13 protein-coding genes and 1 other RNA gene are annotated in these 15906 nt (G+C 42.0%); 8 read left to right on the forward strand and 6 right to left on the reverse strand.

What is annotated here, in order from left to right; all coding sequences use genetic code 11:
* The first annotated feature begins 125 nt into the window (after window positions 1-125).
* Window positions 126-1025, forward strand: a complete 900-nt coding sequence (locus tag JMX07_RS12310) for an META domain-containing protein (protein ID WP_227684831.1) — start codon at window positions 126-128, stop codon at window positions 1023-1025.
* A 144-nt stretch (window positions 1026-1169) separates the two neighbouring features.
* On the opposite strand, the gene ruvC is transcribed toward JMX07_RS12310, so the two are convergent.
* Window positions 1170-1754, reverse strand: a complete 585-nt coding sequence (ruvC, locus tag JMX07_RS12315; protein WP_057760973.1) for a crossover junction endodeoxyribonuclease RuvC — start codon at window positions 1752-1754, stop codon at window positions 1170-1172.
* Between the two features lie 259 nt (window positions 1755-2013).
* Here ruvC and JMX07_RS12320 point away from each other — a divergent pair, with 259 nt between their 5' ends.
* Entirely contained in the window at window positions 2014-2646 is a 633-nt protein-coding gene (locus JMX07_RS12320) for an FxsA family protein (RefSeq protein ID WP_057760971.1), read from the forward strand.
* A gap of 106 nt (window positions 2647-2752) precedes the next feature.
* Here JMX07_RS12320 and ssrS read toward each other — a convergent pair.
* Window positions 2753-2948: non-coding RNA, 6S RNA (gene ssrS, locus JMX07_RS12325), on the reverse strand.
* A 247-nt stretch (window positions 2949-3195) separates the two neighbouring features.
* Here ssrS and gpmI point away from each other — a divergent pair.
* Window positions 3196-4854 (forward strand): 2,3-bisphosphoglycerate-independent phosphoglycerate mutase, encoded by a 1659-nt coding sequence (gene gpmI, locus JMX07_RS12330; RefSeq protein WP_201608232.1) that lies wholly within the window; start codon window positions 3196-3198, stop codon window positions 4852-4854.
* Window positions 4855-5088: 234 nt separating this feature from the next.
* On the forward strand, window positions 5089-6555 hold the full coding sequence (locus JMX07_RS12335) for a S41 family peptidase (RefSeq protein ID WP_201608234.1): 1467 nt from the start codon (window positions 5089-5091) through the stop codon (window positions 6553-6555).
* A 74-nt stretch (window positions 6556-6629) separates the two neighbouring features.
* Here JMX07_RS12335 and JMX07_RS12340 read toward each other — a convergent pair whose 3' ends face one another.
* The 3 genes from JMX07_RS12340 to JMX07_RS12350 all read right to left on the reverse strand — a co-directional run bounded on the left by JMX07_RS12340 (window position 6630) and on the right by JMX07_RS12350 (window position 10850).
* Window positions 6630-8345, reverse strand: a complete 1716-nt coding sequence (locus tag JMX07_RS12340) for a sigma-54-dependent transcriptional regulator (protein ID WP_201608236.1) — start codon at window positions 8343-8345, stop codon at window positions 6630-6632.
* Between the two features lie 78 nt (window positions 8346-8423).
* Window positions 8424-10181 carry a sensor histidine kinase gene (locus tag JMX07_RS12345; RefSeq protein ID WP_201608237.1) on the reverse strand — a complete coding sequence of 586 codons (1758 nt, stop codon included), beginning with the start codon at window positions 10179-10181 and terminating at the stop codon, window positions 8424-8426.
* A gap of 33 nt (window positions 10182-10214) precedes the next feature.
* Window positions 10215-10850 carry a response regulator gene (locus JMX07_RS12350; RefSeq protein ID WP_101206382.1) on the reverse strand — a complete coding sequence of 212 codons (636 nt, stop codon included), beginning with the start codon at window positions 10848-10850 and terminating at the stop codon, window positions 10215-10217.
* 393 nt (window positions 10851-11243) lie between these two features.
* On the opposite strand from JMX07_RS12350, the gene JMX07_RS12355 reads away from it, so the two are divergent.
* Together JMX07_RS12355 and JMX07_RS12360 are read left to right on the forward strand one after the other, a co-directional pair.
* Window positions 11244-12326 carry a serine hydrolase gene (locus JMX07_RS12355; protein WP_201608238.1) on the forward strand — a complete coding sequence of 361 codons (1083 nt, stop codon included), beginning with the start codon at window positions 11244-11246 and terminating at the stop codon, window positions 12324-12326.
* An 87-nt stretch (window positions 12327-12413) separates the two neighbouring features.
* Window positions 12414-13082 carry a thiamine phosphate synthase gene (locus JMX07_RS12360; RefSeq protein ID WP_227684833.1) on the forward strand — a complete coding sequence of 223 codons (669 nt, stop codon included), beginning with the start codon at window positions 12414-12416 and terminating at the stop codon, window positions 13080-13082.
* Between the two features lie 65 nt (window positions 13083-13147).
* On the opposite strand, the gene JMX07_RS12365 is transcribed toward JMX07_RS12360, so the two are convergent.
* Complete coding sequence (locus JMX07_RS12365; protein ID WP_201608239.1) at window positions 13148-13477, reverse strand: TraR/DksA family transcriptional regulator; 330 nt, start codon at window positions 13475-13477, stop codon at window positions 13148-13150.
* Window positions 13478-13982: 505 nt separating this feature from the next.
* Here JMX07_RS12365 and JMX07_RS12370 point away from each other — a divergent pair.
* Window positions 13983-15197, forward strand: a complete 1215-nt coding sequence (locus JMX07_RS12370; protein ID WP_201608240.1) for a phosphoglycerate kinase — start codon at window positions 13983-13985, stop codon at window positions 15195-15197.
* A gap of 257 nt (window positions 15198-15454) precedes the next feature.
* The gene (locus JMX07_RS12375; protein ID WP_201608241.1) at window positions 15455-15841 is read left to right on the forward strand and encodes a hypothetical protein; all 387 of its coding nucleotides are present in this window, start codon (window positions 15455-15457) and stop codon (window positions 15839-15841) included.
* Window positions 15842-15906 lie beyond the last annotated feature (65 nt).

The following is a 15906-nucleotide window of genomic DNA, read 5'->3' on the forward strand; positions in this document are numbered from 1 at the left end:
TGATTTAAACCCTATTGAAAAAAAATGGGCACAGGCTAAGTTTCTACGACAAGGGTGGATGGAGAATAATTTACCTAAGCTGTTTCATGATATGGGTTGTACCAATTTTATTCTGGATTGACTATATGATGGCAGTTAGTCTGATGTTAAGTGCGTGTCAAAAAGAAGCGGCGTATAGCGAAAATGATACATCGCAGGGTGCTGAATCTGGAGAGATGACAGACTTAGCCGTAAGTGAAGGTCTGGTATCTAGTATGAAGCCTACATCAGACGAATCTGAGCCTGTTGAATTAACCGCTCAAGAAAAGCTGACGACCACCTTATCTCATCATCGTTGGACGTTAGTAAATGCAGTCGACGCCAATGAACAACCTATGGCTGAATTTGCGAACATCAATAGTCAGGTAACGCTTGCATTCAACCAATATCAAGGGCAAGACACGCTAAGCTATAGCGTAGGCTGTAATACGATTAGTGCTGGCTATCAGTTAAAGGGCCATACCTTAACTACTGAAGAGGGTATGAGTACCAAGATGTCTTGTGGCGATTTAGACGTGGCTGAAAACACCTTGAATACGTTGATGCAGGGCAGTAGTGAGTTCAAAATTGATCAAGGCGATAATCCAGTATTGACCCAGTTTACTGATGATGATGTGACTCTGGTATGGAATGGTAGGCTTACTGCACAAGCGAAATATAACAGTAAGGGTGAAACAGTATTTTGGGCAGTAAACTCCGAAACAGTACCTTGCGAAGCAGGTAACTCTGAGCAGTGTCTACAAGTTAAGCCTATTACTTATAATGATCAGGGCATTAAAACTCACGAAGGACAGTGGCGAGTATTCGTTGGTGAGATCGATGGCTATCAGCATGACAGCAAACACGAAGAAGTATTACGCTTACAACGCTATCCGCTAAACATCGATGAATTATCAGAGACTAATGAGCCAACTAAAGATGATACTGCTGATGAAAAGTATGCTTATATACTAGATGCTATCATTGAAAGTGCAGTTGTAGAGTAGCCTATTATAGTTTGAGCTTTGAAATGCCCATAGTTATAAAAAACACGCGTCTAGTAGTGCGTGTTTTTTATGGGGTGTCTAATTTGCTGTTTATCTATTTTGACGATTGTTTGCTCTAATACCTAGCTATTTTAACGCTGATTTTTAACGTAAGTTACCTAAATCTTCTTCAGTCAAACGCCAACGACCTTTCTTCTTGGAAGCACCGCGACCACGCATGGCGCTATTCAATATCAGTTTGTTCATTGAATGGCTTGAGTGAGCATGACAGATGGCGCAGGCAAGTCCATCGGCAGCATCTTGTTGCGGCACGACTTCTAACGCTAATATCCGGCACACCATCTCCTGTACTTGTTCTTTGGCTGCCGCTCCATAGCCACAGACGGCTTGTTTGATCTGCCGAGCCGTATATTCTGATACTTCTAAATCTAAAGCCACCATCGCTGCAATCGCTGCACCTCGTGCTTGCCCAAGCTTAAGTGCGGAGTCAGGGTTTTCTGCCATAAATACTTGCTCAATCGCCGTATAGATAGGCTCGTCTGCGTATTTTAAATGATGCTGTGTGATGCGGGTTAGTCCATTAAAGATACGCTTGAGGCGTTCAGGCATCTCTTTGGTATCTGTACGAATCGTCCCTGCATCGATATAGGTCAGCTTGTCACCTGTCTGCTGTACTATCCCATAACCGGTCATGCGTGACCCTGGGTCAATGCCTATAATAATTGCCATAATATTCCGTCTTGCTTACCTGTCATTTTATATTCAGTCCTATAGAAATCGGATATGGAGTCAGACTCGCTTAGCCTACTGCTAGTAGCACTGACGTTTGTCTTCCTTGTATCCAAATTATATTGTACCGACTATATGGCTTAAAAATTAGCCTTAAGTTTGATAGTATAGCAACCAATCCCCATATACATCATATGTTAGCCATTTTAATTTTTATGGCGCTCAATTTATTGGTTTTTATTTTATAGGACGACACTTTATGGGTCAGATAGTTGGTATAGCCATCGTTTGGTTTATTATCGAGATGCTACTGTGGTATTTGCTTGCTCAGTTTATGAGCGGCTGGTGGGTGTTTATGTGGTTTATTATCGCCGCGGTTATCGGTATCTCTTTGATGCGCAAAGGTATGGCTGCTCTTAATCCAATGGCACAGCAAATGAAAGCTGGTGGCATGATGAACCCTGCGATGCGTCCGCCAGAGACCACGATGATTAAGAGTATCGCGATGGCAGCTGCAGGTATTTTATTGCTTATTCCTGGGGTACTTAGTGATTTGATGGCGCTGTTGGTGGTATTGCCACCTGTGCAGAAAAAGCTAAAAGACTTGGCCAATAATTATGTCATGAATAATCAGCAAAAAATGATGGAAATGATGGCGAAGCAGATGGGTGGTCAAATGGGTGGTGGTCAAAATCCATTTGGCGGTGCTGGTGGTATGGGCGGTCAAAACCCGTTCGGTGGCGCAGGTGGCATGAATGGTCAGAATCCATTTGGTCAACAGCAGCAAAACCCATTTGGTGACGTGTTTAAACAGCATACTACGGTTGATGGTACTGCCAAAAACATCCCTAAAGATGTAAAGAAAATTACCAAGTCTGCTAATGACGAATAACCATTCAGTTAAATCGTAAGCATAAAAAAAGCCCCTCTCGTCGATGACGAAAGGGGCTTTTTAGTGGTAGTGAATAAATTATAAGAAATATATTTACTAACCGAATGAAACAACCGAAGTGCCGCTGTAAGATGGTGACCCATGAACCGTGAAGTTCAGGGCGGATGCGTCATCATCTCTGCAGGTTTCCTGATACACCGCAAGCGGTGCAGGCATACACAATGAGACAATAGGTACCACATCCTGGTAAAGCATTATCGGCTCAGGGAATAAACATCTACTAGCCAACACTTCAGAATAGTTTTATCTTAACCAATGAAAAGAGTGATTGCAAGTCTGAATTACAGATTGATACGTAGCTTGGTTAATTGGCCGCATTTATATTGTCTTGTATAGAAAAGTCATCGCAAGATAACCCTATAAAATTATTCATAAACTCACGAAAAATGCTCAGTTTTTCAGCTATTTCAAGATGTGTGTTAATATAGAGGGCTTTATATTCCCTTACACAGCATTATAGGCGTTCATTCACTCGAGGAGCGGTAATATATGACCAGTACCCAACAAGCATCAGACTCTATTGATAATAATAAAACACAGCTTAGCAATAACCAAGACGGTGCACAGAATAAAAAAATACCGCATGTCTTGATGATATTGGACGGCTTTGGTCATCGTGAAGAAGATAAAGATAACGCCATCGCTGCTGCCAATATGCCAAATTTAGACAAGATTTATCAGCAATATCCTCATGGGCTTATTTCAGCTTCAGGGGAAGATGTTGGTTTGCCAGATGGTCAGTTTGGTAATTCAGAAGTCGGTCACATGAACTTAGGGGCGGGTCGCGTTCTGTATCAGGACTCAACACGTATCTCAAGTGAACTTGCCAATCGTGAATTCTATAAAAATGAAGCATTGGTCAATGCCGTAAAAGCGGCTAATGAGCGTGGCGGTAACGTCCATATTATGGGCTTGCTCTCTGATGGCGGCGTCCACTCACATCAAGATCATATCGAAGGTATGTGTCACTCAGCATTGGTGCATGGTGCCAAGAATGTCTTTATTCATTGTTTCTTAGATGGCCGTGATACCCCGCCTAAATCTGCTGATAAGTACATCAATCGTCTGCGTGACTATATTGATAAGTTGAATGCTCATTACGAAGGTGGCCGCGTACAGATTGCAAGTATCATCGGACGCTACTATGCAATGGATCGTGACAATCGTTGGGATCGCGTGCAAAAAGCCTATGAGCTGATTACTGAGGGCAAAGCTGATCGTCTATCGACACGAGCGGATGGCGCTGTTCAAGCTGCTTATAAAGCGCGTGAAACCGATGAGTTTGTCAGTCCAACGACCGTAATCGGACGTGATGAAGTGCCATATACTGTTAATGATAACGACGCACTTATTTTTATGAATTTCCGTGCTGACCGCGCTCGTGAGCTTGCCCAAGCATTTGTTCTACCAGATCATGAGTTTTCTGGATTTGCGCGTCAAAAACAGCCAAAACTGGCGGCGTTTGTGATGCTAACTAAGTATTCAGATGTCCTAGCTGACAATCCAAAAACAAGCATTGCTTACTACCCAACGTCTTTGGCCAATACATTGGGAGAGTACTTGCAGGACCAAGGAAAAACTCAACTACGTATCGCTGAAACTGAAAAATATGCGCATGTGACGTTTTTCTTTAGTGGTGGCCGCGAAGAAGAATATCAGGGTGAGACCCGCATTTTAGTGCCATCTCCAGACGTTGCAACTTATGATTTACAGCCTGAGATGAGCGCGCCTGAAGTCACTGATAAATTAGTAGAAGCAATTGAGTCTGGTAAGTATGATGTATTGGTGGTCAATTATGCCAATGGTGATATGGTTGGACACACAGGTATCTTTGATGCAGCGGTAAAAGCGGTAGAAGCTTTGGATGTATGTATTGGCCGTATCGAGTCAGCGGTGCGTGCTGCTGGTGGTGACATGCTTATCACAGCCGATCATGGTAACTGCGAGCAGATGCAAGACTATGAAAGTGGTCAAGTACATACACAGCATACGACAGAACATGTACCATTAATTTACGTAGGTGAGCAAAAGCTGCAAGTACGCCGTGGCGGTAAACTTAGTGATGTGGCGCCGACTATTTTATCATTGATGAACATTGACGCCCCTGCCGAAATGACAGGTGAGAGCTTATTGGTTCCAGCAGTCTAGACCAGTCGAACTAAAACACAGTACTTGAATGACTGTGGTTTATACTGATTTGACAGCTGTATTAGAAGATATTGAAAAGGAAAGGATAACCTATTATCCTTTCCTTTTTTTGTGATACATTTTACTTAATTTACTTGCAATACTATGCTAGTTCGAAATATGCGTTTGGTGCTATCTTATAAATCGCTATATAACGATAAATTCGCATTCTCTATTATTCAAATGAGTTCTTTTATGCAGCCTATTTCTTTTGCACGTTCTTTTTTATCCAAAGGGTTAAGTAAATCAGTAGGGAAGGCATCAGTCGCGTCTGCGGTTTTGCAGCCTGCAATTTTAATAGGTGTGCTTGGTTGTGCGATTAGCGTAAATGCACAAGCAGCAGTGGGAGCTTCTACAAATAATAATCCTACAAACGGTCTACAGCTCATCAGTTTGAATGCAGATGAGATAGCGGATGAAAACGACGCTGATAATTTATCTAACATTGCTGATATGTTAGACGTCGCCGATGAGCCAGATGACTCGATAGATAGTGTGCCAGATGAAAGCGCGCTGACGGATGATGCTGATAATGTTGATACGGAGATTCCAGCAGAAGTTGCACAAGTATCGTTAAATGCTATCTCTCCTGAGACGCTAAAAACATTTGTGGCCGTGGTGGATTTAGTACGCCGTCAATACGTTGATGCGGTCAATGACGAAGAATTATTTAGCAATGCGATGAGCGGTATGCTGACCAAGCTTGATAGCCATGCTGAGTTTTTGGACGCAGAAGCCTATGAGAACCTGCGTGCTTTTACTGAGGGCGACGTTGGTGATATTGGTATTAAGGTTAATTACCAGCCAGAGGCGGGGTATTGGGTCGTGACAGAAGTTATCGACGACTCACCTGCAGACAAAAAAGGCATCGCAGTTGGTGATTATTTGCATCAGGTTGATGAGTTCAAGCTAGACGAAGGACGACAGGTCAATGATGTTGAGCAGCTTTTGACAGGTATTGCCGGTACGCAGGTAGATATTATCACTTCCAAAGCTGGTCGCCGTAAGCACACAACGACGTTGCAGCGTAATAATAGTCATCCGCAGATTATCGAGACCAAACTGGTCGATGGCATTGCTATTGTTAAATTACCGGCGTTTCAAAACAACAGCCGTGAAAAATTACTAGAAGGTTTAATTAACTTAAACGCTCCGATATCAGGCATTTTACTAGATATGCGTGATAATCCAGGTGGCGTACTGACATCGGCAGTGAGCGTGGCCAGTTTATTTATGGATGATACCGATGTGGTGCAGGTGCAAGCACGTCAAAATAAATCACGGGTACTATCGACCCAAGGTGATGCGATACTTAAACCTTTGCCATTAGTGGTATTGCAAAACCGCTATTCAGCATCAGCGGCAGAGGTGCTTGCCAGTAGTTTACAAGCACAAAAGCGCGCTACTATTATCGGTGAAGTTAGCTATGGTAAGGGCTCAGTACAATCGGTCATACCGTTAAACGATGAGCAAGCCGTCAAATTAACGGTGGCCAACTATATGACAGCAGCAGGCAAACAAATAGATGAGATCGGTGTAGAGCCTGATGTGACCTTATCTGGCAGCGAGAACACGTGGGAGCAGCAAGCTTTAGAATTAGTAAAGGCGCGCGCACTTGATTCTGGCATTCGCTTTGTTAGAAAAAATGCTACGAAAGAATAGAATTTCGTAGCATTCAATTAACAGTACATACCATTCAACGCTTAAAAATATTTGATGATGACGTTCAAAAGAAACTAGTCGAACGCATCTTCAGAAATTTCGAGCTTTTTCATACGGTAGCGTAAAGAACGAAAGGTGGTTCCTAATAATTCAGCTGCTTGGGTTTTGTTCCAGCCAGTTTGTTTGAGTGCCGTGATAATCAGCTGCTTTTCTTGTTCCTGTAAATAATGCTCTAACCCTTGAGGCGGTAATTGACCGTCGAACAATTCTTGTAAACCTGATATGTCTTTAGATGTTTCTTGTTGGGCGGTGGAGTCAAGGAGCGACTCTTTGTCATGAGTACTTTCTACGCTAGTTGACGGACTGTCATTACTAGCTGACGAATGCTGCACCATTGACGGGTAGTGGTTGTTGTTAGTACGATAGGGATGCAAATTGATAGCTCTTTGCTCAACCTGCGCCGTTGTATTATTGCTAGATTGAATGGCTTGCTCACCGCTCTTTGTTGATTGGCCTGTAGATTGAACGTTTATTTGATTTTCTACGTTACGGGCAGGTAGCTCAGAGCTATCGATAGTTGAACTATGATTTTGCTCTTGTGTATTTATAAGCTCAGGTTCAATGTCAGAAAGACCTAAATGACTAACGTCTATATATGAAGTTTCAGCTAACGTAACTGCACGCTCCAATAAGTTGCGTAGTTCACGGACATTACCTGCAAAATCGTGGCGTTGTAAGCGTTCGCAGGCTTCCATCGTCAATGACAGCGGCGACTCTAATTGCCAGTCATCAGCAATCATCGCCAAAAAGTGTTCTGCTAACACAGGGATATCATCACGGCGTGCATTAAGTGTTGGAAGCTTTAGCTCAATGACATTGATGCGATAATATAAGTCTTGTCGAAATGCACCATCTTGTACCAATTGGCTCAGGTCTTTGTGAGTGGCAGACAAAATGCGGATGTCTACTGGAACTTCTTTTGTATCACCGATTGCCCTTACTGTTTTTTCTTGAATGGCACGTAACAATTTAACCTGCATGGCTAAAGGTAAATCCGCTACTTCATCTAAAAATAACGTGCCGCCATTGGCTTGCTGGAATAACCCTTGTTTATCAGCGACAGCCCCTGTAAAGCTGCCTTTTTTATGACCAAAAAACTCCGACTCCATTAACTCCGATGGTATCGCACCGCAGTTCACTGGTACAAAGCTGCCATCACGCCGTGGACTTAAATCATGGATCAATCTGGCGACCACTTCTTTACCTGTGCCAGAAGCGCCCGATAAAAACACAGGTGCCTGTGAGCGTGCTAGCTTTAAAATGGTATTTTTGAGGGGATGCATGACAGCAGAATTACCAATCAATCTACTATCTAGCATTTTTTGTTCAGGAGAGCATTCCGGTGCGGCCTGTACTTCGTTATCTTGATGAATAACTTTTATGGCATTCTCTACTAGTTGGCGCAGACGTGGTAGTTCTAGCGGTTTATTGACAAAATCAAAGGCACCAAGCTTTAATGCCTCAATGGCTAAATCCATGCTGCCATGAGCCGTAATCACCGCTATTGGAATATTAGAGCTATTGCTAATTTCTTTTACCAGCTCAAGTCCCGAGCCATCTGGCAGTTTTAAATCCGTCAGACAAAAATCGTAGTCATTGTCTTGCCAAAATGTTCTTGCTTGCGACAATGTATAAGCCACATCACTTTTGATACCCATTTTAGTTAGGGTAATTTGCATCAATCGACATAAATCTACTTCATCATCGACGACTAGCGCGGTTGTTGTCATACATCATCTCATCGTATTCAATGGCTATAAAATCAATAGCTGGGTCTAAATGGGTGTAATAGCTTTCAAAGGGTAAGTTTAGGTAAGATTTTCTTCGATAGTTTGAAATTTATTATCAGATTTAATAGAAGGTACAATCAATCGAAAGCATGTTTTCTCATGTTCAGGAATGTAGAGTAAACGTGCTTGATTGGCTTCACAAAATGCTTGTGATAAATAGAGCCCCAGTCCTGTACCAGCTTTATCTGTTGTAAAAAACGGATCGAACAAAAGTTCTAAATTTCCAGCACTAACACCATTACCATTATCTAATATATCGATTATAACATCGTTGTCTGCGCAGTAAATGTCGATTTCCACATAAGCGTGGGGATGAGCATAGCTGCTATAACGCAGACCATTGTTGATTAAGTTGATCAATATCTGCTCTAACTGATGAGTATCAAATGATATGATGGGTTTGGTTTTTATTCGTAGAAAAATGTCGTGTCCTTGAAAGTAATTCTCCAAAAACGATGGCATCCATTCAACCAATTCGAGCACCTGCTGGGTAGCCGTCTGCTGACGAGACAGCTTTAAAATATCCTCAATGATACGGTTTACACGTTTTGTTTGTGAAAATATCATTTCATAAAGCTCATGGTTGCCAGTCATGGCAGCATTCGATTCATTTGTTAATGCACTGTCATCTTCCATTTGTTCTGCAACATCTTCCATTAATAGCTGGCTGGCTTGCGATATCGCTGCTAATGGGTTTCTGATTTCATGGGCAATACTGGCAGTTAATTGCCCTAAAGAAGCCAGTTTTAGTTGTTGAGCACTGGCTTGCTCACGGCGTAAATCTTCTAATATGACAAGCTTACTATCGTCTTTTAGTGGAATAATTTGTACACGTAATTTGCCAAATATTGAGGCATTTGCCACAGCTGGCACGTCGTAGGTAAAAGCGCGTGACTGCCCAGATGCTACCGACAAGCAGGCATTAAACAACTGTGAATGCTGCTTATTGAGTTGCTGCTCGAAATTAGAGAGAAGCGCTTTGTTTTGAGTCTCTTTTGTATCGTCAAGGGTATTTTGTGCTGTATTAGGCGTGACGAGCGAAAGGCTCAGCAACTGATGTGCGGCAAGATTTGCTAAGACAATATGTTGCTTATCGATAACGATGACACCATTCACCATCTGCGTGATAACCTCTTGATTAATCACATTTAGTCGCTCGACTTCCTTAGCATGGTTTGCCGCGACCTTTTCAAGCTGTACCAATCGTTGAGAGATAGACCAACTCAAACCGCCCACTGCCAAAAAACTCGCTGACATCAGTAGCGCATCACCTAGATTAGCTAGACTCATGCTATTAGCAATAGCGTAAAAAAATTGCTGATAAATAACGAGAATGATGGCAAGTAAAGTAATAACCAGCGCTTGTGAGCCATGTAGTAGCATAAAGCTGGCCGCGACGACCACCATGTATAGCATGGTTAACTGCAAATCAGGATTGCCTGTCGTGTAGAGCAGCAGACTTAATATAATAACGTCTAACGCCAGTCCGAATGCGAGCTGCCGGCGCATATGTTTTCTAACGACATAAAACAATCCAAGCAGTATCAAGCTTAAAAGTACATAGAAGCTTAGAGACGTTTGTTGTAAAAAACTCGGTAAAGAAGCGCCATCACCAGTACGAGCAGAGATGTATAGCATGAGCATAGAGAACAGGCTAACGACGAAGCGATAACTGCTATAAATCAGTCCCAACTTACGCAACTGCGGCAGAGGAAGCGTAACGTCATGATGTACATAACGAGTAATGGCAGAGCTAAGATTGGTAGCAGGGTTCATAAACTGGCCGTAATAAAATAAACGCTAAATGGTTTATGGTTGAATCAGACCATGACGAATGGCCAAGTGAGTTAATTTAACATCACTATCAACCCCAACTTTTTCATAAATACGGTAGCGATACGTATTAATGGTTTTGACGCTAACAAACAATTGATCGGCTATTTGCTGAGGGCTCTGACAGTTGACAACCATCATCGCCACCTGCTTTTCTCTGTCACTTAATAAGTCAAAAGGTGAGTTTGCATTATCAGATAATAAAACGTCTGCTAACTGTTCAGCCACATCCTGACTGAAGTAACGACCTCCCTGATAAATCTTTTTGACCGCACGTATCATTTCATCAAGCGGCGTGCCTTTAGTAATGTAACCATTGACACCTGCTTTAATCAGCATTGAGGGATAAGGCTGTGCAGACATACTACTGACCGCCAAAATCTTGATACCCATGTCGAGTTGTATCAGACGTTTGGTTGCTTCAAGCCCGCCAATATTCGGCATGTTGACGTCTAGTAAAATCACATCAGGATGTAGTTGTTTGGCTTGTTTGATAGCCATATCACCGCTGTCTGCTTCACCTACCACTTCAATATCGGGGCTGTCTGACAACATACGGCTAATACCCATCCGTACCAAATCATGATCATCTACCACTAATACTTTAATCATAACCATACTCTTTATTGATTGTCAGAATGAACGCTTTATTAGGTTCAAATAGTATAAAAAACGAATATATTTCAACCATTATTGTTATCTTTGTATATTCAAAATACCGCTGATCAATATAACAAAATACGAGTAATCATAACATTCGAAGTTAAATTATATTGCTGCAGTGTGAATTGATGTTTCTATAATATAAATTGGTTGTAGCAAAGTTTGAATGAAGCCAAAAAAAACTACTAAATCAGTTTGATAGATTAAACTTAAATGTAAACCATGATACACTAAAAATACAAAAGCTCTATGTGAGTACTTACAAACACATCTATAAACGCTACGTACGTTTTTGGCGTCAGACAATATGTAACTGGCGTAATAGCGACAGCAGGAGGCATAATGAAGCAACTACCATTAACCAAACAGCAATTGATCGCTGCTATGATTTCATTGAGTTTGGGCAGTGTTGCACAAGCCGCGCTTACAATTAATGGTAGCACTGACACTGCCTCTAGTGCACGCCTGAGTTGGGGCGGCGCTGATAGTTTGTCTGAAGCCCGCAACATAATGTACAAGTCTAATGGCTCTGCTATTAAGAAAGTCGATAATGGCTATGGTACTACCAATATTACGAATACTAATAGTTTTGCTAGTAGTAATAACACCAATACTACTCGCTATAACACAACCTATCGTGGGGCTTTCGGTAGCAGTGATATGATTCCGATTAGCACCGATTCACGTAGTGTTGCGGTGATCGATGCTGAAACTGGCGAATCTATCTACGAAAAAGATGCTGATATCGCGCGCCCAATGGCTAGTATCACCAAGGTTATGACGGCTATGGTCGTATTGGATGCAGGCCTTGATATGCGTGAAGAAATCACGCTTGATCCAGAGGATTTCGTTGGTCCAAAGCGTGCAAGCTCGCGTTTGAAATCAGGTGATCGTTTAAACCGCGCTGAGATGCTATTAATGGCATTGATGAAGTCTGAAAATCCAGCAGCGAAGAGTCTAGCGCGTAATTACCCAGGTGGCTATGATGCCTTTATGCGTGCGATGAATCGTAAAGCGCAAGACTTAGGTATGAATACGGCGTTTTTCGGTGATCCAACTGGACTTGATAAGCGCAACGTAGCTTCTTCAAAAGATTTGGTCAAGATGGTACGTGCTGCTGGTAACTATGATGTGATTCGTCGTTTTTCTACCACTAAGAGCTATGACTTTTTTGTCTCAAATTACTCAAGTGGTAACCGAACCTATAAAGCCAGTAATACCAGTACGTTGGTCCGTGACGGTAGCTATCCAATCGGGATTTCTAAGACAGGCTTTATCAATGAAGCCGGACGTTGTGTTGTAATGGAAACTCGGGTCAATAACCGTCCTGCGATTATCGTTATCTTAGGGGCAAACAGCTCAGCAACACGTTGGGGCGATGCTAAAAATATCTTAAATAGTTTGGCTACACGCCGTACAGTGTAAGCTATCGGTTCTAAATGTATAAAAAAGCTGTTATATCATATAACAGCTTTTTTATTGTGTTGAATTTAAGAATTAAGGATACACGCTATGGGTTATTCACCATTCTCCTCAGTTATGCCTAAGCTATATTTGTTGACCAACGATGATGAATTTAAGCTGTTGTATCAAAAGCTAGAAGCAGCCTTATCGACAGGATTGATTGCACTATTACAAATTCGTCGTAAGCAAATTCTTAATCTGCCTGATGGAGCTTTGAAGCTTTTTAATGAGGCGCAAAAAATCGTCGAGTTAGCTAAAACGTATAGCGTGCCAGTTGTTATTAATGATGACGTGAAGTTAGCTGAAAGACTTGGCGTAGGAGTACATCTTGGACAAACAGACGGCAGTATCGGAGATGCTCTACAGTCTCTATCACCGCATCAAATAATTGGTCGTACCTGTCATGGTGATATAGCGCTGATTAGAGAGGCAAAAAATGACGGCGCAAGTTATGCTGCGATGGGTGCGGTATTTACCTCTACGACTAAGCCAAATGCTAATATCATTTCACGTCAGCAGCTTGTGGAAGGGTGTCAGCAAGGTATACCGATTTGTGTGATAGGTGGGTTAACCGCAGAAAATGTATCAGAGCTAATAAATTTGCCCATTGCACTTGTGGCAGTAGTTGGAGATATTATGGACTTGCCAGTAGCAAACATAGCTCAGCGTTGTCATGAGTGGCAGCAGGCATTTTCTAAATGGAAAATACCTACTTGAAGTACTCTTATTAGAGAGGTTTTAGAGTAGCAATAGTCTTATAATATAGTATTAATATGATAGCGCTACTCAGCGTGTTCCATACATAAGGTAGCATAGGGTAGCGCTTCTAAGCGTTGCTCTTCGATCTGTTCACCGCAGACTTCGCACTCGCCATAAGTGCTATTTTCAATTCGGCTCAATGCATTTTCTACATAGATTAAGCTTTGACGTGCCTCGCTCATCAAATTTTTGCGCATGTCGTTTTGACGATAAGATATGGCCTGATCTTCCCAATGTTCATTGAGATCATCTTGCGGATTCTGAATATGATCTTCTATCTTATCAATTCGAGATTCGTACTCATCTTTTAATTTTAATAGGTTTTGTTTAGCAGTGTCTAAGTTGATGCTCATTATTTTCTCCTAATGGATTATTTTTATTGTCAATGTTTCTATCATAAAGAGCTTGACTGCTGAGTACCACCACGAAATGTTACGGTTTATTGACTATGCTTAAAGCTAGGAACTGCAATTGTTGCCATCGAATAATGCTCTGAGAATATAGACTGAATATCTTAAATGTGCTGAAATTTGTGTCAGGTTGCTTGTGAGACTGTGGTAGAAAACTGGTAGAATACACCGCCGCTGAATTCTGCTTATTTGATCGACCTATTAGAGTGGTTTGATAAATGTAAGAGCCAAGCGTTAAAAAACATTAAAAAGCAATAAAGCTGATAGTGACTATATAGCTTGGATATAAAATAGCGTATTTATAAAGCCGGTTAGTGAGAGTGCTACGAAATAGTAGATCGATCGAGCTTAGCAATGGGTCTGATTTATATAGAGCTGATTATAATAGTCATATCAGTAACGATAGTAATCGCAAATTAACAGATATATTGATGCATAGGAGCAGGTGATGAATTTTTTGCGTATGAGTGAGTTGAACTTAACGGATAAAGTGGTGTTGATCCGAGAAGATTTAAATGTGCCTATTAAAGATGGTAAGGTCACGAGCGATGCGCGCTTGCAAGCCAGTCTTCCTACCATCAAGATGGCGCTCGAAAAGGGCGCTGCGGTAATTGTTTGCTCACATTTAGGCCGCCCAACAGAAGGCAATCCTGAAGCTGTATATTCATTGGCACCGGTTGCTGATTATCTGACGGAAAAATTAAGCTCGCAACTATCGACACCTGTACGTCTTAATACTGATTACCTCACCCAAGGTGCCAATGTAAAATCTGGCGAAGTGGTTCTATTAGAAAATGTACGCTTCAATGACGGTGAAAAGAAAAATGATGCCACGCTAGCGAAAAAGTACGCTAATTTGTGCGATGTGTTTGTGATGGATGCTTTTGGTACAGCGCACCGTGCACAGGCATCAACAGAAGGTGTTACGCAAGCAATGCGTCAAGCAGACAAAACTGTGTGTGCAGGGCCATTGTTAGCTGCTGAGCTTGATGCTTTGAGCCTAGCACTTGAAACACCAGCACAGCCAATGCTTGCTATCGTTGGTGGATCAAAAGTATCAACCAAATTAGAAGTGCTACATAGCTTGGCTGAAGTTTGCACACAGATTATCGTTGGTGGCGGTATTGCCAATACTTTCTTGGCAGCACAAGGTCACGGTGTTGGTGCCTCATTGTACGAAGCAGACTTGCTAGATACTGCACGTGACATTATGACTAAGACTGAAATTCTACTGCCTGAATACGTCGTCGTCGCTGATAAAAACGACATCGATTTCGCTGACTTTACTGGCTCATTGCAAAAAGCCACCGCAACGATCAAATCAGTTGATGCGATTGGTGACAATGACATGATATTGGACATCGCACCAGAAAGCGCGAAACAGCTTGCCGATGCCATTATTAATGCAAAAACTATCTTATGGAATGGTCCAGTGGGTGTCTTTGAAGTTGATGCTTTCGGGCAAGGCACACAAATATTAGCTACTGCTGTAAAAGACAGTGATGGTTTCTCTATCGCGGGCGGCGGTGATACGTTAGCGGCTATCGATAAATATCGAGTTGCTGACGGTGTGAGCTATATGTCAACGGGCGGCGGTGCGTTTTTAGAGTTTGTTGAAGGTAAAGTACTTCCAGCAGTTGCTGCGCTGCAAATAGATGCCTAACTAATTAACGATACTCTGTAGCTTAGTAACATTAGACGTACAACTAACTTTAAATAACTAAGGTAGTCTGTAAAAATAATATTTTGGCTGTTTATTTGCTTGTTTTTATTAGCATAAGTAGGTGCAATAGCCATCGATTATTATTAAGCAGTAATTATTTATTTATATACTGAAAATTATTATTGCATGTCTGATTCGCACTCTATAAAATAGCGCGACCATGTATTTTGACATGCATTATTTACGAGAGGTTTATTATGTTAAAACGTCATTTATTACTTGCTAGCGTACTTGCTGGTACCTTTGCAATCACTGCATGTAGCCAACAAACAGAAGAAAACACTGAAGCTGCTGTTGAATCTGCTGGCGATGATGCTGCTGCAAACGCTGATGCTGCTGCCGCTGAAACAGACGCTGCTGCTGCTGAAGCTGAAGCTGCTGCTCAAGACGCTGGTACAGAAGTCGCTGAAGGCGCTGAAACTGCCGGTGCAGCTGCGACAGACGCTCTAGAAAACACTGGCGATGCTATTGCTGAAAGCACTAACACAGCGGTTGAAAATACTGCTGAAGCTGTTGCTGATGGCGCTAACGCTGTCGCTGATGGCGCAAATGATGTTGCAGTTGATGCAGAGCAACAGTACTAAGCTACGCGATAACTAAGCACTATAATGACTGATTTACTGGGAAGCTATCGATTGATATGTAACCT

This window comes from Psychrobacter immobilis (genome assembly GCF_904846235.1).
GTDB lineage: Bacteria > Pseudomonadota > Gammaproteobacteria > Pseudomonadales > Moraxellaceae > Psychrobacter > Psychrobacter immobilis_C.

Excerpts from the sequence above, each read along its gene's own strand:
- JMX07_RS12340 (WP_201608236.1), bottom strand. The coding sequence starts at position 8,345 with ATGACAACAACCGCGCTAGTCGTCGATGATGAAGTAGATTTATGTCGA.
- JMX07_RS12375 (WP_201608241.1), top strand. The coding sequence starts at position 15,455 with ATGTTAAAACGTCATTTATTACTTGCTAGCGTACTTGCTGGTACCTTT.
- gpmI (WP_201608232.1), top strand. The coding sequence starts at position 3,196 with ATGACCAGTACCCAACAAGCATCAGACTCTATTGATAATAATAAAACA.
- JMX07_RS12370 (WP_201608240.1), top strand. The coding sequence starts at position 13,983 with ATGAATTTTTTGCGTATGAGTGAGTTGAACTTAACGGATAAAGTGGTG.
- JMX07_RS12320 (WP_057760971.1), top strand. The coding sequence starts at position 2,014 with ATGGGTCAGATAGTTGGTATAGCCATCGTTTGGTTTATTATCGAGATG.
- JMX07_RS12350 (WP_101206382.1), bottom strand. The coding sequence starts at position 10,850 with ATGATTAAAGTATTAGTGGTAGATGATCATGATTTGGTACGGATGGGT.
- JMX07_RS12335 (WP_201608234.1), top strand. The coding sequence starts at position 5,089 with ATGCAGCCTATTTCTTTTGCACGTTCTTTTTTATCCAAAGGGTTAAGT.
- JMX07_RS12365 (WP_201608239.1), bottom strand. The coding sequence starts at position 13,477 with ATGAGCATCAACTTAGACACTGCTAAACAAAACCTATTAAAATTAAAA.
- JMX07_RS12360 (WP_227684833.1), top strand. The coding sequence starts at position 12,414 with ATGGGTTATTCACCATTCTCCTCAGTTATGCCTAAGCTATATTTGTTG.
- JMX07_RS12355 (WP_201608238.1), top strand. The coding sequence starts at position 11,244 with ATGAAGCAACTACCATTAACCAAACAGCAATTGATCGCTGCTATGATT.
- ruvC (WP_057760973.1), bottom strand. The coding sequence starts at position 1,754 with ATGGCAATTATTATAGGCATTGACCCAGGGTCACGCATGACCGGTTAT.
- JMX07_RS12310 (WP_227684831.1), top strand. The coding sequence starts at position 126 with ATGATGGCAGTTAGTCTGATGTTAAGTGCGTGTCAAAAAGAAGCGGCG.
- JMX07_RS12345 (WP_201608237.1), bottom strand. The coding sequence starts at position 10,181 with ATGAACCCTGCTACCAATCTTAGCTCTGCCATTACTCGTTATGTACAT.